14 protein-coding genes are annotated in these 15,671 nt (G+C 73.9%); 5 read left to right on the top strand and 9 right to left on the bottom strand.

Features of this window, described 5'->3' with window-relative positions; all coding sequences use genetic code 11:
• The first annotated feature begins 5 nt into the window (after positions 1-5).
• Positions 6-482 carry a CoA-binding protein gene (locus tag AOM03_RS00165; protein WP_062377088.1) on the top strand — a complete coding sequence of 159 codons (477 nt, stop codon included), beginning with the start codon at positions 6-8 and terminating at the stop codon, positions 480-482.
• Positions 479-1,315 (top strand): alpha/beta fold hydrolase, encoded by an 837-nt coding sequence (locus AOM03_RS00160; RefSeq protein ID WP_062377085.1) that lies wholly within the window; start codon positions 479-481, stop codon positions 1,313-1,315. Before AOM03_RS00165 ends, AOM03_RS00160 begins: the two co-directional genes overlap by 4 nt.
• A 51-nt stretch (positions 1,316-1,366) precedes the next feature.
• On the opposite strand, the gene AOM03_RS00155 is transcribed toward AOM03_RS00160, so the two are convergent.
• Together AOM03_RS00155 and AOM03_RS00150 are read right to left on the bottom strand one after the other, a co-directional pair.
• Entirely contained in the window at positions 1,367-1,606 is a 240-nt protein-coding gene (locus AOM03_RS00155; protein WP_156157551.1) for a hypothetical protein, read from the bottom strand.
• Positions 1,607-1,738: 132 nt separating this feature from the next.
• On the bottom strand, positions 1,739-2,290 hold the full coding sequence (locus AOM03_RS00150; protein ID WP_062377081.1) for a hypothetical protein: 552 nt from the start codon (positions 2,288-2,290) through the stop codon (positions 1,739-1,741).
• Between the two features lie 121 nt (positions 2,291-2,411).
• Between AOM03_RS00150 and AOM03_RS00145 the strand changes: the two genes are divergently transcribed.
• The 3 genes from AOM03_RS00145 to AOM03_RS00135 are packed head-to-tail and all read left to right on the top strand — an operon-like array spanning position 2,412 to position 7,809.
• Positions 2,412-3,590 carry an exonuclease domain-containing protein gene (locus AOM03_RS00145; protein ID WP_062377079.1) on the top strand — a complete coding sequence of 393 codons (1,179 nt, stop codon included), beginning with the start codon at positions 2,412-2,414 and terminating at the stop codon, positions 3,588-3,590.
• A 38-nt stretch (positions 3,591-3,628) separates the two neighbouring features.
• Positions 3,629-4,810: an exonuclease SbcCD subunit D gene (locus AOM03_RS00140; RefSeq protein ID WP_062377077.1), complete on the top strand. Its 1,182-nt coding sequence runs from the start codon at positions 3,629-3,631 to the stop codon at positions 4,808-4,810.
• On the top strand, positions 4,807-7,809 hold the full coding sequence (locus tag AOM03_RS00135; RefSeq protein WP_062377074.1) for an AAA family ATPase: 3,003 nt from the start codon (positions 4,807-4,809) through the stop codon (positions 7,807-7,809). Before AOM03_RS00140 ends, AOM03_RS00135 begins: the two co-directional genes overlap by 4 nt.
• Positions 7,810-7,855: 46 nt before the next feature.
• Here the strand turns inward: AOM03_RS00135 and AOM03_RS00130 are convergent, their stop codons facing one another.
• The 7 genes from AOM03_RS00130 to AOM03_RS00105 form a co-directional block, all read right to left on the bottom strand.
• Entirely contained in the window at positions 7,856-8,212 is a 357-nt protein-coding gene (locus AOM03_RS00130; RefSeq protein WP_062377071.1) for a HepT-like ribonuclease domain-containing protein, read from the bottom strand.
• Entirely contained in the window at positions 8,212-8,685 is a 474-nt protein-coding gene (locus AOM03_RS12315; protein ID WP_082091977.1) for a nucleotidyltransferase domain-containing protein, read from the bottom strand. The genes AOM03_RS00130 and AOM03_RS12315 overlap by 1 nt, the downstream gene beginning before the upstream one ends.
• A 140-nt stretch (positions 8,686-8,825) precedes the next feature.
• Positions 8,826-8,984 carry a hypothetical protein gene (locus AOM03_RS12575; protein ID WP_156157550.1) on the bottom strand — a complete coding sequence of 53 codons (159 nt, stop codon included), beginning with the start codon at positions 8,982-8,984 and terminating at the stop codon, positions 8,826-8,828.
• 13 nt (positions 8,985-8,997) lie between these two features.
• Positions 8,998-10,176 (bottom strand): Wadjet anti-phage system protein JetD domain-containing protein, encoded by a 1,179-nt coding sequence (locus tag AOM03_RS00120; RefSeq protein ID WP_082091976.1) that lies wholly within the window; start codon positions 10,174-10,176, stop codon positions 8,998-9,000.
• Positions 10,173-13,478 (bottom strand): ATP-binding protein, encoded by a 3,306-nt coding sequence (locus tag AOM03_RS00115; RefSeq protein WP_062377068.1) that lies wholly within the window; start codon positions 13,476-13,478, stop codon positions 10,173-10,175. The genes AOM03_RS00120 and AOM03_RS00115 overlap by 4 nt, the downstream gene beginning before the upstream one ends.
• Positions 13,475-14,095 (bottom strand): DUF4194 domain-containing protein, encoded by a 621-nt coding sequence (locus AOM03_RS00110; protein ID WP_227589819.1) that lies wholly within the window; start codon positions 14,093-14,095, stop codon positions 13,475-13,477. Before AOM03_RS00110 ends, AOM03_RS00115 begins: the two co-directional genes overlap by 4 nt.
• Positions 14,092-15,618, bottom strand: coding sequence for a DUF3375 domain-containing protein (locus AOM03_RS00105; protein WP_082091975.1), 1,527 nt, complete (start codon positions 15,616-15,618; stop codon positions 14,092-14,094). The genes AOM03_RS00110 and AOM03_RS00105 overlap by 4 nt, the downstream gene beginning before the upstream one ends.
• Positions 15,619-15,671 lie beyond the last annotated feature (53 nt).

Below are 15,671 nucleotides of genomic sequence, written 5' to 3'. Positions count from 1 at the left end.
CCGCGATGGCCACGATCGCCGAAGCCGCCGAGCACTTCCTCGCCCACCGCCGGATCGCGGTGACCGGGGTGTCGCGCAAGCCCGCAGGACATGGCAGCAACGCCGTCTATCAACGCCTCAAGGAACGCGGATACGAGGCCGTTCCCATCAATCCGCACGCCGACGCGATCGACGGCGACCCCTGCTACCCGGACCTCGCCTCCGTGCCCGGCGGCGTCGAGGCGGTGGTGATCGGCACCCGCCCCGAGCACGCGATGGCCACCGTGAAGCAGGCGATCGACGCGGGCATCTCCGAAGTCTGGATGCACCGCGGCACGGGCCCCGGCAGCGTCGAGCCCGAGGCCGCCGCGTACGGCCGTGACCACGGGCTGACCGTCATCGACGGCGGATGTCCGCTCATGTTCGGTCCGACCAAGGACGGCTTCCACGGCTTCATGTGCGGCTGGGGCAAGCTGACGGGCTCCGTGCCCAAGACTGTATGAGCACCGCGACGGAGACCTGGCGGCTCGTCGAGACCGACGACGCCCGGCTCGAGGTCGGCTCGTTCGGCTCCGGCCCGCCGCTGCTCGCGATCGGCACGGCGCTCACCGTGGACGAGCTTCTCCCGGTCGCCCGCGACAGCACGCTGTCCTCCGCCCGCACCGTGCACGCCCTGCGGCGGCGCGGCTACGGCGCGAGCGAGCCGCGGCCCGAGCCGCGCTCCATTGCCGGCGACGCCCGGGACGCCGTGGAGTTGCTCGACGCCCTCGAGATCGACGCCGCGGACGTGGTCGGCGTCTCCTACAGCGCCGCCGTCGCGCTCCAGCTGGCGGCCGACGCCCCCGACCGCGTCCGCCGCCTCTGCCTCGTCGAGCCGCCGCCCATGCTGTCGAAGGCACGGGGCGACTTCGTCGAGTCGGGCCGGAGGCTGCTCGCCGAGCATGCGGAATTGGGCAGCGCCGTCGCCACGGAGCGCTTCATGCACGGCTATGCCGACCGCCACTGGCGGCTCGACCTCGACCGGCTCGTGCCCGGCTCGGTGGCGCGCGTCGACCAGGACGCGAGTGCCTTTTTCGACTCCGACGTCCCGGCCCTGCTCGACTGGTCGTTCACCGGGGACGATGCGGCAGCCGTCGCCGCGCCCACCCTCCTGGTCGGGGCGGCGGACTCGCGCGACTGGTTCCGCTCGGAGCGCGCGGCGCTGATGAAGGCGCTGCCCAAGGCCAGCGAAGTGGTGGTGCTGCACGCGGACCACTCGCTCGCCCTCACCCATGCGGCCGAACTTGCCCACGCGATCGCGACCTTCCTGGAGCCGGTTCACCTAGGCGACGAGTGACGCCGCGACGCATGACGCCGCGACGAACCTCGCGGCACGTCCCGGCCCCCGTCAGGAGTGAATGACGAAGGCGGGCCCGCCGGTCAGCACGCGCCTCAACGACCGGACGAGCGCGTACCCCGCGAGCGGCAGCACGGCGGAGGCGACCACGAGCGTGAGCGCGCGCTCGGTCCCGTAGAAGTACGGGACATGGCCGGCGACCCACAGCAGACCCGCACCGGTCACGAGCGCGGCCCCGAGGATCACGACGACGACGAGCGCGGCGCGCAGGAGCCGGGACGGCAGAGACATGAGCACTCCGGGGGGACGGGCGGATTCCACCGCGAGCATGGCCCAATGCACGGCTTGCCACAATCCCCCGTTCTGGGGGTTCGCGCGGCCCGAGACGGCCCCCACGAACGTCTCGGACCGCGCCTCCTCCCCCTACGCGGCGAGCGCCAGCGCGTCCGCGCCGCGGTGCCGCGCCGTGGCGACGCGGCGCATGCCGTCCGCGATGGACACGTACGCCGCGTCGCCGAGCACGTTCGCCGGGCGCTCGAGCCAGAGCACCTGATCGGCGAAGTAGTCGATGCCCATGGCCGCCTGCGAGGGTAGGGCCGCGAGGATCGCGGGCCGCCCGACGGCAGCCAGCCGGCGCATCGGCCGGATGAACGCGTGGTCGCCGGAGGCGATGACCACGTCGCGGTAGCGCGCCACCACGTCGTCGACGTCCTCGAGCCACTCGCACAGGACGTCGTCCGCGCCGTCGCGCCCGGCGCGGGTCACCAGGCGGGCCTGCGGGGCGAGCGCGGCGGCCGTGAAGACCCAGTCGGGGCCGACCCCGATGACCAGGTGGTCCGACTCGGCGCGGTACTCGACCGCCTCGAGGGCGCCGGCGAGCGCGCGCTCCCAGCACGAGTCCGAGGCGACCTCGGGCGAGCAGCCCAGCAGGTTCTCCAGGTCGACGACGATCAGGCGGCGTGCAATGCGGTTCATGACTCTCCTCTCCGGGCCGGGCCGGGTGCTCGGCAACTGATGAGAATCACGCTAGAGAGGGGGGCTGACAGCCACCCCAGAGGGGGCCTGACAGCCACCCCGCCGCTGGGACAATCTCCTGGTGACCGGCTTCGCAGTGGTGGACCTCGAGACCACCGGATTCGCGTACAACACCCGCGACCGCATCTGCGAGATCGGCGTGGTCCTGCTCGACGCCGACGGCCGCCGCGAGGACGCCTACACCACCCTGGTCAACCCCCAGCGCGACCTGGGCGCGCAGCACGTCCACGGCATCGACGCCACGGACGCGCGCATCGCTCCCCTGTTCGCGGACGTCGTGGGCGACCTCACCGAACTCCTCGCGGGCCGCGTCCTGGTCGCCCACAACGCGACCTTCGACACCGCCTTCCTCACCGCCGAGTACGCCCGCGCCGGCTTCCCGGTCGACCTCCGCGACGCGGCCCTGTGCACCATGCGCCTCGCGCCCGCCTTCGGCGCGCCCGCGAAGCTGGGCGAGTGCTGCCGGCACTTCGGGATCCGCCTCGACGGCGCCCACGCCGCGCTCAACGACGCCGAGGCCACGGCCCAGGTGCTTCAGCGGTACCTCGCGGTCGACGCCGCCGTCGCCCACCCCTGGCGGGATTGTGCAGGGACGATGCGCTGGCCCGCCCCGGCGCCCCGCGCCACCACGCCCGTGGTCCGGGGAGCCGCCGCGCCCGGCTCGGGCCTGCTCGCGCGCGTGATCGCCGGGTTCGACCTGTCCACCGACATCCTGGGCGGCGCCGAATACCTGGACCTCCTGGGCCGCGTGCTGGTCGACGAGCGCATCACCTCGGACGAGCGCGCCGCGCTCTCGGCGCTCGCGCGACGGCTGGGCCTGGGCACCGCGCAGCAGGACGCGCTCCACCGCCGCTACCTGCTGGGCGTCGTCGACGCGGTCTGCGCCGACGACGTCATCACCCCGCGCGAGCGCGCCCTCATCATCAAGCTGGCGCGCCTGCTCGACCGGAGCGATCTGGAGGTCGAGGCACTGCTGGCCCATGCATCGTCCCTGGTCTCGCGCGTGAGCGCGGGCATCGACCTGAACCCGGGCGACCTGGTGGTCTTCACGGGGTTCGGGGCCGACGAGAAGGCGCGCCTGGGCGCGCTCGCCGCCTCGCGAGGGCTCGGGGTCCATCCGAGCGTCAAGAAGGCGGTCGCCGCGGTGATCGCGCTGGACCCGGGGTCGAACTCGGGCAAGGCGCGGAAGGCGCGCGAGTACGGGATCCCGGTGGTGGGCGCCCACGTGCTCGAGGGCTGAGGACCGACGCTGTCGGTGGCTCGCGTTAGCCTCCGGTCATGCGCCTCCTGCACACCTCCGACTGGCACATCGGCCGCACGTTCCACGGCCATTCCACCGACGAGCACCTCGCCCAGGTCCTCGACGCGCTCGCCGCCGCGGTCACGAAGCACCGCATCGACGCGGTCGTGGTCGCCGGCGACGTCTTCGACAGCTCCACCCCCAAGGCCGACGCCTTCACCATGCTCAACCGCGCCGTCGCCGCGATCCGAGCAGCCGGCGCCACCGTGCTGCTCACCTCCGGCAACCACGACGGCCCCGCGCGCCTGGGCCACCTGGCCGACTTCGCCGCGTTCGGCGGCGTCCACCTGCGCACGCGCCTCACGGAGATCGCCGTCCCGGTCACGCTCGCCGACGCCCACGGCGACGTCCTCCTCTACGGCATCCCCTACGTCCACCCCGAGTTCCTGCGCGCGGCCTTCCCCGAGTTCGAGGGCTCGACGCACCAGGACGCGCTCACCTTCGCCATGGGATTGATCAGGGACGATGCACGGGAGCGGGGCGGCGCGGACGCCCGCTACGTCGTGGCCTCCCACTGCTTCGCCTCCGGCGTCTCCGACACCACCGAGGAGTCGGGCCGGGCCGAGGAGCGCGACATCTCGCGCGGCGGCCTCAACATCGTGGGCCTCGACACCTTCGACGGCGCGGACTACGTCGCGCTGGGCCACATCCACTCGCACGCGACCCTGCGCCCGCACATCCGCTACTCGGGCGCGCCGCTGCGGTTCTCCTTCGGGGAGATCTCGGGCGCCAAGGGCGCGTGGATCGTCGACCTGGGCGCCCCCGGCACGGAGCCGCAGGTCGAGTGGCTCGAGCTGCCCACGCCGCGGCCCGCGGTGCGGCTCGAGGGCACGCTCGCCCAACTTCTCGACGCCGACGCCCACCCCGGCGCGCACGACGCCTGGGTCGACGCGGTCCTCACCGACGACCAGCTCCCCCGCGACGCCATGCGCACCCTCCAGACCGTCTACCCGCACGCGGTGACGCTCACGCACCGGCCCGCCACCGTCCACGACCACGGCGAGGCCACGTACGCGCAGCGCGTCGAGGGCCGGACCGACCTCGAGATCGTCGACGAGTTCCTCGCCTACGTCCGCAACGGCGCCGCCCTCGACGACCAGGAGCGCGGCCTCGTCACCGACGCGCTCGGCGCCCTCGAGGCCAAGGAGGCCACCCGATGAGGATCCTGCGACTCGAGATCGAGGGCTTCGGCCCCTACCGCGACGCCCAGACCATCGACTTCACCGCGTTCGAGCAGGAGGGCCTGTTCGCGATCACCGGCCGCACCGGCGCCGGCAAGTCGACCATCCTCGACGCGATCTGCTTCGCGCTCTACGACAAGGTACCGCGCTACGACAAGGCCGAGCCCGTGCTGCGCAGCCACTTCTGCGGCGAGGATGACGTCACGCGCGTCGCGCTCGAGTACGAACTGGGCACCACCCGCTACCGCATTGAGCGTTCCCCCTCGTATTGGCGCGCCAAGAAGCGCGGCACCGGCCTGACCGAGGAGAAGGCGTCCGCGAAGCTCTACGTCGACCGCGGCGGCTGGGAGATCCTCGCCGCGATGCCCCGCGAGGTCGCCGAGCACGTTGCCCACACGGTCCCCCTCACCGGCGATCAGTTCCTCCAGGTGATCCTGCTCGCGCAGGGCCGCTTCGCCGAGTTCCTCAAGGCGGACACGAGCGAGCGCCGCACCGTGCTGCGCTCGCTGTTCGGCACGCAGCGGTTCGAGGACCTCGAGCAGCGCATCCGCGACGTCGCCAAGGCCCGCCAGGCGCAGGTCGAGGCGGCCGATGCGCAGCTCGCCGAGCTGGTCCGCCGCGCCGCCACGCTCGTCGCGGTCGACGTCCCGCCGGCCGCCGAGCGCGCCGCCTTCTGGGAGGCGGCCCGCGTCTCGGTGGACGATGCGCGGGAGACGTCCGCGCACGCCCGCACCCTGGCGACGGCCTCCGCGGAGGCCGCGGCCGCCGCGCTCCACGAGGCCCGGGAGACCGAGCGGATCCGCGACCGCCTCGCCAAGGCGACCGTGACGGTCACCGAACTCGGGCACGACGCGCCGACGCAGGCCGAGCGCGAGGCCCGTGTGGCCCTCGCCCGCCGCGCCGTCCCAGTCGCCGGGCCGCTGCGCGAGGCCGATCGCGCCGCCCGCGCCGCCTCCGACGCCTCCACCTCGCTCGCCGAAGAGCGCGACCGGGCACGGGACGATGCGTCGGCCGGCCTCGCGTGGCCGTCCGGCGACATCGCCGGGGCCGGGGAATCCGAGCTGAGGGCGCGCGCGTCGGAGCTCGCGACCGAGCTGGGCGAGACCACGGCCGCGCTGACCGCCGAGAGGTCGATCCCCGCACTCGAGGCCACCCACGCCCGCGCCGTCGAGTCCGTCGAGGCGGCCCGCGAGGCGCAGAGCGCCACCCGCGAGCAGATCGACGCCCTCCCCAAGGAGGAGCAGCGGCTGCGCGAGGCACGCGAGGCCGCCGCGGGCGTCGCGGCGCGCGCCGAGGACCTGGCGGCCGCGGTCACGCGCGCCACGGACGCGGTCGAGGCGCACGCCCTGGTCGCCACGCTCGAGGCCCAGCTCGCCGCCGCGAGCGCCACCGAGGCCACCCGCGCTCAGGAGCATGCGGCCGCCTCCGCCACGCACGCGGACCTGGTCACGCGGCGGCTGCGCTCGCAGGCCGCCCACCTCGCCGAGGAGTTGGTCGACGGCGAGCCCTGCCCCGTGTGCGGCGGGGTCGACCACCCCTCCCCGGCCCAGCCGTCCGACGATCACGTCACGGACGAGCAGGTCGACGAGGCCTTCGAGACCGTCCGCGCCGCGGACGCCGCGCTCGGGACGGCCCGCGAGGCCCGCGCCGACGTCGACCGCCGCCTGGGCGCCGCCCGCGAGAAGGCCGGCGAGGGCGACGCCGAGTCCGCCGCGGCCGCGCTCGAGGCCGCCCGAGACACCCACCGCGCCGCCGTCGAGGCCACCGCCGAGCGCGTCCGGCTCGACAAGGAGCTCGACAGGCTCGCCGCGCGCGAGCAGACCCTCAAGGCGAAAGCGGACACCCACACCGCCGAGCTCGAGAACGCCCAGGCTTCGGTCACGGAGGCGGCCACCGCGCTGGCCGCGGCACGCGACGCCGCGGCCCAGCGACCCGATGCCTACGCGAGCGTCGCCGCCTACGTCGCCGCGCTCGAGTCCGCGAAGTCCCTGCTGGCGCGGCTCATCGACGCCAACGAGCGCGCCGAGGACGCCGCCGCCGCGGACGCGAAGGCCCGCACCGCGCTCGACGAGGCGCTCTCCGCCGCCGGATTCCCCACCGCGGAGGCCGGCGGGGCCGAGGAGGCCCGCGCCGCGGCCCTCGACCCGGCCGAGCTCGCGCGCCTCGAGCAGGCCGCCGACCGCTACCGCACCGAGCTGGCCTCCGCCCGCGGCGTCGTCGCGGAGCTGTCCGACCGCGACCTGCCCGAGGAGGTCGCGGACCTCCCGGCGCTCGAGCTCGCCTCGATCGAGGCCGCCGACGCCCGCGACCGGGCGATCGAGGAGGCGACCGCGGCATGGTCCCGCGCCGCCGCCCTGGGCGAACTCCGGGCCGAACACGACGAGCTCGGCGCGACCACCGCCCGGGCGCGCGCGGAGCGCGACGCCGTCCTCACGCTGGCCGACTCACTCGAGGGCAAGGCGCCGAACGAACGGCGGCTGCGGCTCGAGTCGTTCGTGCTCGCATCCAAGCTGGAGCGGATCGTCGCGGCGGCGAACGGGCGCCTGCAGACCATGTCGAGCGGGCAGTACCGGCTCGAGCACGACGACTCGTCGCAGTACCGCAACAAGGAGACGGGTCTGGCACTGCGGATCGCGGACGCGCACACGGGCCAGTCGCGCTCGACGCGGTCGCTCAGCGGCGGCGAGACGTTCCTGGCGTCGCTGTCGCTCGCGCTCGGGCTCGCGGAGACGGTCACGAGTGAGGCGGGCGGCATCGAGCTGTCGACGCTGTTCATCGACGAGGGCTTCGGCTCGCTCGACGGGGACACGCTCGAGGTCGCGATGTCGACGCTGGACGACCTGCGCGCCTCGGGCCGCACGGTCGGACTCATCTCCCACGTCGAGGCGATGCACGACGCGATCCCGGCGCGGCTCGAGGTCACGAAGGCCGCGGACGGCTCGAGTCGCGTGGTCGCGAAGGCGGGTGCGGTGGACTGATCGCCGGCCCCCGCCGGGCGAGCGCCGGACCGGGAACGGCTCGGTCCTAGTCGCCCGAGACGCTCGCCGCCGCTTCGACGAAGAGGGACGCCAGCGCGATCCGCCACCGCGGCAGATCCACGCTGAGCGTGAGCCAGGTCATGGCGCGGTCGACCCGGTGATACCGGTGGACGATGAAGTTGCGGTTCGCGACCGCCAACGCCCAGTCGACCCCCGCAGGTGCGGCCAGCCCCAGACTTGCGAGTCGGTTCGCCGCCTCGCCCACCTTCATCATCAGCGAGTCGCCGGCTTCCTGGAGCAGGGGGTCGGCCAGGTACGCGTCGCGGCCCCGCGCCACGATCGCGTCGACCCACTCGAGCCACGACTGGATGTGGAGCAGCTCCTTCGCGACTCGCGCCTCCATCACAACTCCATGGCGTCGCGAAGAATGTCATCGTCGTGGCCAGCCTGGATGCTTCCATAGGGGACCAGGTCGACGTCGCGCCCCAGGACCTCTTCGAGCAGGCGAGCGAAGGCTACGAACTCGAACGACGAGGTGCCCACCGGAGCCTCGACCAGGAGATCGATGTCGGAGTCCTGCCGCGCCTCGCGTCGCGCCACCGACCCGAACACGGCGAGGCGCGTATAGCCGTGCTCGGCCGCGAGCGCCTTGAGAACCGGCGCTGCAGCGTCGAGGAGTTCGTGTGGGGCCACGCCGTCGACACGGGACACGGACCGGAACTGCTGACTCACCGCCGGCTGGGAGATCCCGAGACGCTCCGCAATCTGCCGCTGCGACATTCCCCCGGCCGCCATCGCCCGAAGCGCGAGCGCTCGCCGCAGGCGAGCGCGGTCCTCGTCGCGCCGGGCACCGAGGTACTCATCGACCAACGTCATAAGGCAACCTTATCGGCCCCTCCTTTCCGCGTCACCCCCTGTGAGCAACGTGGTCGACGGTCCGCCGACGAGGGGGCAACGAGCTGCGCACCGTGTCATCGCGCCCGGGTGACCACGCGATCGAGCGCGTGAAGGCCCACTCAGGCAGGCGGGAGTTCGACCAGCAACGGGAGCATCAGCGGCGGAAGGTCTCGCGGGTCGTCGATTGCGAGCCGAGCGAGGTACTCCAGCACCTCTGCGTGCCGGTCGGCGCGAATGGTGGCGAGGACGCGGGGGTCCTCGACCGCGACAACCGGCACGGCACCACAATCCCTACTCGCCCACCGCCTCGCGCAGCGCCGCCAGCGCCGTCTCCCATGGCACCCGCTCCTGCTCGAGGCGCGGGTAGCCCTCCGATTCGAGCGCCTCGAGCGCCTCGCGTTCCCCCGGCGTGAGATGCGCGAGCGTGGCCGTCGAGGGCCGGGGCTCCGGCACCCACAGGTCGCGGTGCTCGGCGAGGGTCGCGGCGTCCATCAGCACGGACTCGGCGTCGAGACCTGCGGCCCGGGCACGGTTGAGAATCGCGAACCCGTGGCTGTCGAGGTCGCCCCAATAGAGCACCCGCGCGCCACGCACCCACGGCAGGCCCGCGAGCGCGTCCACCGCGTAGCCGGCGCCGTGCGCGCCGATCACCCCGGGCATGTCCGGCAGAGCAAGCAGGCTCGCGAGGTTCTCCGTCACCAGGACCGCGCGCGGCCGACAGGCGAGGCCCGCGAGCTCGTCCACCGGCGCCGTGATGTCGCGCAACCCACCACACGCGAGGTCCGGGTCGAGCGCCCGCAGACGCACGCGCACCGGCGCCTGCTTCAGGCCCAGCCCCTCGCGGCCGGTGACCGCGGCGACCAGCCCCTCGACCACCGCGCGGTGAGCCTCGAGCCACTTGGTGTCGATACCGCGGATGGGGAGCTCACGAATGTGCCTCCCCGACACCGGGTGCGCGGCCAGCCACGTCACCACGCCGGCGAGCACGTCGAAGTCGCGGGCCTCGAGGCCCGCGATCGCTCCCGCGTGTCGCCGCAGCGCCGTCACCACCGCGTCCGGCCACCCGGCGGTGGGCAGCAGCGCCGCGCGCAGGGCCGCGCACCGGTCTCGCATCGTCGCCCACTCCGTGGCGAGGCCCGCCACGGCAGCAATCGCATCGGCGCCCGCCGCCGTCGCCCGCTCGGGCACGCTCTGCGCACCCACGGAGATCCACCTGCGCGTCACCCATGTCACGGTCGCGAGGCCCATCGCCTCGGCCTCGCGCCACCGCGCCACCCACGCGAGCGCCCCGTCGAGGTCGCTCAGGACGGTCCGCTCGGTGGGCGGCCTCAGCGGGAGGCTCAGCTCGGCGGCGACGGCGGCGTCCGGGTCAGCGGCCCAGCCTCGCGCCTCTCGCTTGTACAGGGACGATGCCCGGGTCGCCAGGTCCTCCGGCGTCACCGCACGCGCCGCGCCGGGACTGCCGCTCACGCCTCGGCCGCCTCGACCGCCTCGAACCTCACGTGCGCCATCGACGAGGCCCGACGCGTCGGGTTCGACACCGAGGTGACGGCGCCCAGGTACGGCTCGAGCGTCTGGAGCAGCTTCTGCGGCGTCGCGAGCACCATGTGGAAGCCGAACTCGACGAAGATGTCCATCGCCATGCGTGTGTAGTTCGAGTCCGACTTGTCGAAGGCCTCGTCGAGGACGATGGTGCCGTAGCGCGGGATCATCTGATCCTCGGAGGCGAGCTGGTAGCGCAGCGCGGCGGCGAGGCAGAACACCACGAGTCGTTGGCGCTGGCCGCCGGACAGGCCCGCGGAGGAGTCGTGCACGGACCTGACGGACCCGTCCGCTTCGAGCTCGCGGGCGAGGAACGTGACGTGCTCGCGCGTGTCGAGCACCCGCCGGCGCCAGGCGCGGTCGGCCGACTCCGACGAGCCCAGCCGGACCATCACGCGCGCGAGGACCGCGAAGCGCCTCTCCGCGGAGGCGAGCGTCTCCTCCGCCCACGTGCCGTCGACGATCGCGCGAAGGTCGCCCAGGAAGTCCTCGACCTCCCCGGAGCGCCGCGTCTTGACCTTGATCTCGAGGTGGCTGCCCACGTCGAACGGCGAGCGGCGCAGCGACTCGTTGACGGGGTCGACGCGCTCCTCGACCCGCCGCGGCGCGTTCATGATCTCGTCGCGCAGGTGGATCAACGTGTCGCGCGAGCGTTCCCGCAGGAGGCGCAGGAAGTTGGCCTCGTGGGCGGGCAGGCCCTGCGAGACGATGCCCTCGAGCCGCGCCCGGAAGCCGTGGCGGTCGTCGATCTCGGGGGCCAGGTCCGCCGCCTGCGCCGGCCACGTGGTCGTGTAGGTGGCCGCCCGCGCCGCGAACGCCGCGGCCGCGCCCTGGACCCGGCGCTGCGCCTCCTTGGCCTCGCGAGCCAGCGTGGCACCCACCTCGGTCGCGGTGCGGTCGATGGTGTCGATGGTGCGCGAGCGCCGCACGGCGGTGAAGCGCGCGTCGATCGCGTCGGCGTCGGCGGCCTCGAGCGGGGCGGCATCGGCGACGCCGGCGAGGATCGCGCCGATGCGCTCACACTCGGCCTCGGCCTTGAGATGCGCCGTCTGGGCCTGCGAGGCGGCCGCCGCGAGCCGCTCGTAGGACTCCTGGGCGTCCTGCTCGGCACGGATCGCCCGGTCGAGGTCGCTGTCCGGCCGCACCAGCGTCTCGAGCTCGGCCCGCAACGCCACGACCACGCGCTCCGCCTGCGCCACGTCCACCCGCGCATAGTCGGTGGCGGCCACGTCCTCGAGGGTCCTGCGCCGGTCGAGCACGGCCTGGCGCGCGCGATCGGCCGACTCGACCTCCGCACCGCGGGACGCGAGCTCGCGCCGGGCGGCCACCAGGCGCTCCTGCAGCAGCTCGATCTTGCCGTCGTTGGACCCGCCCAGCACCCACGCGGCGCGGTCGTCCACGCGGCGGCGGTCGTTCTTCTCGTACCGGTGTGCGGACCGCTTGTACAGGCCCGCGATGGTCACGCCGCGGGCGACCCCGGCGAGCGCGTCGGGACCGTCGACGCACGCGATGTCGAAGTCGCGGCCGATGCGCCGGTGGAGGTAGGCGGCATACGTCCCTTCGGCGACGCTCACCTTGTGCACCACGGAGCTCGCGTCCCGCACCCGTGGCGGGGCCTCGACCTCGAGCGGCACCTCCTCGAGGACGAGTCGCACACCCAGGTGCCGGCCGTCCACGAGCCGTCGCACGGCCTGCATCCTGTCCGCGCGCACCAGCAGGGCCGTCGCCAGCGGCGCGAGCACGCGCTCGATCGCCCCGGTCCAGTCCGCGTGCTCCTCGCGCACGTCGATGAGCTCGCCCGCGAACGGCAGGGCGTTCTCGGGGACGCCCAGGTCAGCCGCGAGCCGCTCGCGGATGGCCAGCAGCGCGGCGTCCATGTTGGAGCGACGGTGGCGCAGCGCCTCCAGTTCCGTTTCGAGCCTGGACACGGACCTGCGTGCCCCCGCGTGGGCGTCGTGGAGCTCGTGCGCGACGGGCGACGGCGGCGGGGCGTCGAGCTCGCGCCGCGCGGCCACCACCAGCTCCGCGAAGTCGGCGGCGGAGCCGGGCAGGTCGATCCCGGAGGCGCGCAGCCGCCCCTCCAGCCGCGTCCTCGCCTCACCCACGACGCGGACGCGGTCCTCGGCCTCGCCGATGCGCTTGCGCAGCTGCGACGCGTCGGTGCCGCCCACCCGGGCGGTCGCGACGCGCGCCGCGTCCCACGCATCGTTCGCCTCGCCCGCGACGGCGCGGGCCCGCTCCCACTCCTGGCCGGTGGTCGCGACGGCGACCTCCGCATCGTGCAGGGCCTGTTCGGCCAGGTCGCGCTTGACCCGGTCCGCGTACGCCTGCACCAGGTCGCCGAGCCGCTCGGCCTCGGCGGCCGCCCCCGCGGCCTCCTCGAACGCGTCGGCCGACTCGACCGCGAGCCGCAGCTGATCCGCCTGACGCCGCAGGTCCACCACGTGCTCGTACGCCTCGCGCAGCTCGCCGAACTGCGCGACGGCATTGTCGGAGCGCTCGAACGTGCGCGGCTCGTCGAGCATGAACTCCCGGAACAGGGTGTCGAGCGTGCCCAGGTTCTTGGCCGCCTGCGTCTTGTGCAACAGCTTGAGCGCGTTGTCGCTCGCGATGCCCAACAGGGTCCGCAGCCGCGCGTAGAAGCCGCCGTGCGAGCCGCCGGAGGTCACCACGACGGGGTTGAGTTCCTGCTTGAGCCGCCGCACCTCGATGCCGCGGGCGGCGAATTCCTGGAAGTCCAACAGCCCCTCGCGCCCGCGGGTGATGACGCACGCGTCCGAGAGCGCCTTGGGATCCGTGCCCGTGCCGCGGGCGTGGAACAGGCGCACGAGCGTGACCGGCTCCGCCTCGTCGTCCTCGTAGCGCAGCAGGATCCCCGACCACGTCGCGCCGGGGCGCAGGTAGGACGCGACGGTGCGATCCTCGACCTCGTCGGCCTCCTTGCTCCAGGCGCCGCGCACGTAGCTGACCTTGTTGCGGTCCTCGCGACCGGCCGCGGAGTCGACGGCGGCCGCGTTGAAGCGCACCCACTTGTCGGGCGTGATGACCGCCGCGATCGCGTCGAGGAGCGACGACTTCCCCGACCCCGAGGCGCCCGTGAACAGGTGCCCCTGGCGCGCGACGTCGACCGTGTGGTGCCCGTCGAAGGTGCCCCAGTTGACCACCTCGACGCGCGCGAGGCGCCACTGCGGATGACTCTCGACCAGGCCCAGGTCCAGTTGCAGCGTCATCGCGCCGCCTCGAAGGCCGCCCGCAGCTCGCGCACCCGGTCCGCGTCGACCAGCAGGCGCACGACCGGCGAGATCTCCGCGCGCCCCTCCTCCACGGTGTGCAGCACGCGCAGCTTGTTGAGCATCTTGCCCCACGACGAGTTGAGCCGCTTGGTGAAGTCCGCCTCGTCGCGGTCGGCGCTGCGGAACACCTGAAGCTCCTCGTAGAGCTCGTCTTGACCGACGATCACGCGACCCTGCCCCTCGTCGTGGATGAGCCGCTGACGCAGCGCGAGCAGCATGACCGTGTCCAGATACGTGAGCGCCTCCGAGCGCACGGCGACCGGAGCGTCGTTCCCCTCGCCGGCCACGGACCGCACGAAGGCGACCTCCGCGTCCGGGTCCAGCACCAGGTCGAGGAACAGGTCGTGCAGGCGCGAGCGGATCGCGGGCTCGTCGGCGAGCAACGCCGCCCAGTTCGCGGGCTCGCGGTCGCGCGACAGGTACGGCCCGCGCACGAGCGACAGCAGCGCGCGACGCGAGCCATCCACCAGCGCGCCGGTGTCGCCGGGCCACAGCCGCGGCCGCGCGTCGAACGCCTCGCCCGCGGCGGCGAGGTCCGGGTCGTCGTGGGTCACAGGGGCCTCCTGGTGTGGGACGGGAAGGCGGTGCGCGCGGACGCCCCGCCGATGGGCGCGGTGAACAGGTGGCGCCGGACGCGCGCCTGCCGGGCGGCGCCGTCGGCGCCGGTCCAGGCGAGCGGCTCGGGCTCGGCGCCCTCGGGAACCTCGCCGTGGGCGGCCGCGAGCGCGAGCAGCCCGACGATGCTGGCGACGCCCTGGGTGGCCGGGTGCGCGGCGAGCACGTCGCCCACGGTGACCGATGCACGGGCGTCGCCCCGGGCGCGGGCCGCGGTCAGGACCGTGTTGACGTTGGCGGTGAGTTCATCGAAGTCGACCTCGGTGGCGCGGGCGAGCGCGCGCAGGTCCTCGAGACTCGCGACCTCGCCGTCGTGGGTCTCGATCTCGCGCGCCGCATGGAACTCGGAGGGGTCGTGCAACGCGAGCGCGCCCACGCTGCGCAGCGCGACGTGCGTGAGCGGCTGGTCGATGCCCAGCGGCGCCCACGGCTTGATCGAGTCTGCGACCTCGCGGGCCGAGCCGAGCGCCTCCTGAATGAGCCCCCGCAGGACGCGATCACGCTGGTAATCCTGGGAGCGCACGTAGCGCCGCAGCCCGCGCGCGAACTGGGTGATGACGTCGTGGATCTCCGCGCTGCGATCCTTGAGGGTGGTGAGGAACTCGCGCAGCGCCCGCCGCTCGGCCACCGTGAGCGAGCGGGCGAAGTCGCGCTCGAGCACCTGACGCACGTCCTCCTCGAAGGCCGCACCGAGCGACGGGTCCAGCACCAGCGCGCTGAAGCCCGCGAACGAACGCCCAGCGTCGGACTCGCCGATCAGGTCGACGCCCCGGAACACGTCGTCGAGCACCGCCCGCTGCGACTCCCCCGACTCGAGGATGCGGCGGCGCAGCAGCCCGTTGAGCTCCTCGAACTCGGTTCTGACGCGCGCGAAGTCGTCGGGCACCTCGGCCGCCTGGGCGAGCAGGTCCTGAACCCGCTCGATCGCGCGCTCCCCCGCCAGGGCATCGTCCCTTCCCTCCTGGATGGCGGCGATGCGGGCGTCGAGCGCGTCGCGCTCCTCGAGCAGGCGCTCGAGGCGCCGCGCGGAGGACGGGTCCGTGTCGATCGCCAGCTGACGCAGCTGAGTCGACAGGCTCGCGAGGCGGGACTCGGTGAGCGAGCGGCGCGGGGCGTCGCGGGATTCGAGGAAGCGCAGCGCCGCGACGCCGGCGCCGGAGAGCTCGAGGGTCTCGACGCGCGTGTCCCCGGCGGCGCGACGCACCAGGAAGCCGGCGTCGCGCCACTGCTTGACGTACGCCTGAGCCGTCTGCGGCAGGCTCAGCCCGTGGGTGCGCAGGTCCTCGAGGTCCGCGTCGAGGCGCTCGTACAGGTCCTCCGCGTCGAGGCGGGTCGCGTCCCCGTCGAGGTGCTCCTTGAGCAGCGCCGCGACGATGGGGGCGTTGTCCGCGCGCAGCAGGCGCCAGGCGGCGTCCTCCTCCAGTCGTTGAAGGAGGCGCAGGGCGCGGGCGGTCGCGGACACGATCGCCATTGTCCCGGATGGGTCCGACACCGCGGCGCAGGCTGCGGGCACGC

It is taken from the genome of Demequina pelophila, from assembly GCF_000971175.1.
Taxonomy (GTDB): domain Bacteria; phylum Actinomycetota; class Actinomycetes; order Actinomycetales; family Demequinaceae; genus Demequina; species Demequina pelophila.
Note: the sequence above shows the minus strand (reverse complement) of the source record. Positions and strands in the feature narration are given on the sequence as shown.

Bases quoted from the DNA above. Each gene is read 5' to 3' on its own strand.
- AOM03_RS00165 (WP_062377088.1), top strand. From the start codon at position 6: ATGGCCACGATCGCCGAAGCCGCCGAGCACTTCCTCGCCCACCGCCGG.
- AOM03_RS00160 (WP_062377085.1), top strand. From the start codon at position 479: ATGAGCACCGCGACGGAGACCTGGCGGCTCGTCGAGACCGACGACGCC.
- AOM03_RS00155 (WP_156157551.1), bottom strand. From the start codon at position 1,606: ATGTCTCTGCCGTCCCGGCTCCTGCGCGCCGCGCTCGTCGTCGTCGTG.
- AOM03_RS00150 (WP_062377081.1), bottom strand. From the start codon at position 2,290: ATGAACCGCATTGCACGCCGCCTGATCGTCGTCGACCTGGAGAACCTG.
- AOM03_RS00140 (WP_062377077.1), top strand. From the start codon at position 3,629: ATGCGCCTCCTGCACACCTCCGACTGGCACATCGGCCGCACGTTCCAC.
- AOM03_RS00135 (WP_062377074.1), top strand. From the start codon at position 4,807: ATGAGGATCCTGCGACTCGAGATCGAGGGCTTCGGCCCCTACCGCGAC.
- AOM03_RS00130 (WP_062377071.1), bottom strand. From the start codon at position 8,212: ATGGAGGCGCGAGTCGCGAAGGAGCTGCTCCACATCCAGTCGTGGCTC.
- AOM03_RS12315 (WP_082091977.1), bottom strand. From the start codon at position 8,685: ATGACGTTGGTCGATGAGTACCTCGGTGCCCGGCGCGACGAGGACCGC.
- AOM03_RS00115 (WP_062377068.1), bottom strand. From the start codon at position 13,478: ATGACGCTGCAACTGGACCTGGGCCTGGTCGAGAGTCATCCGCAGTGG.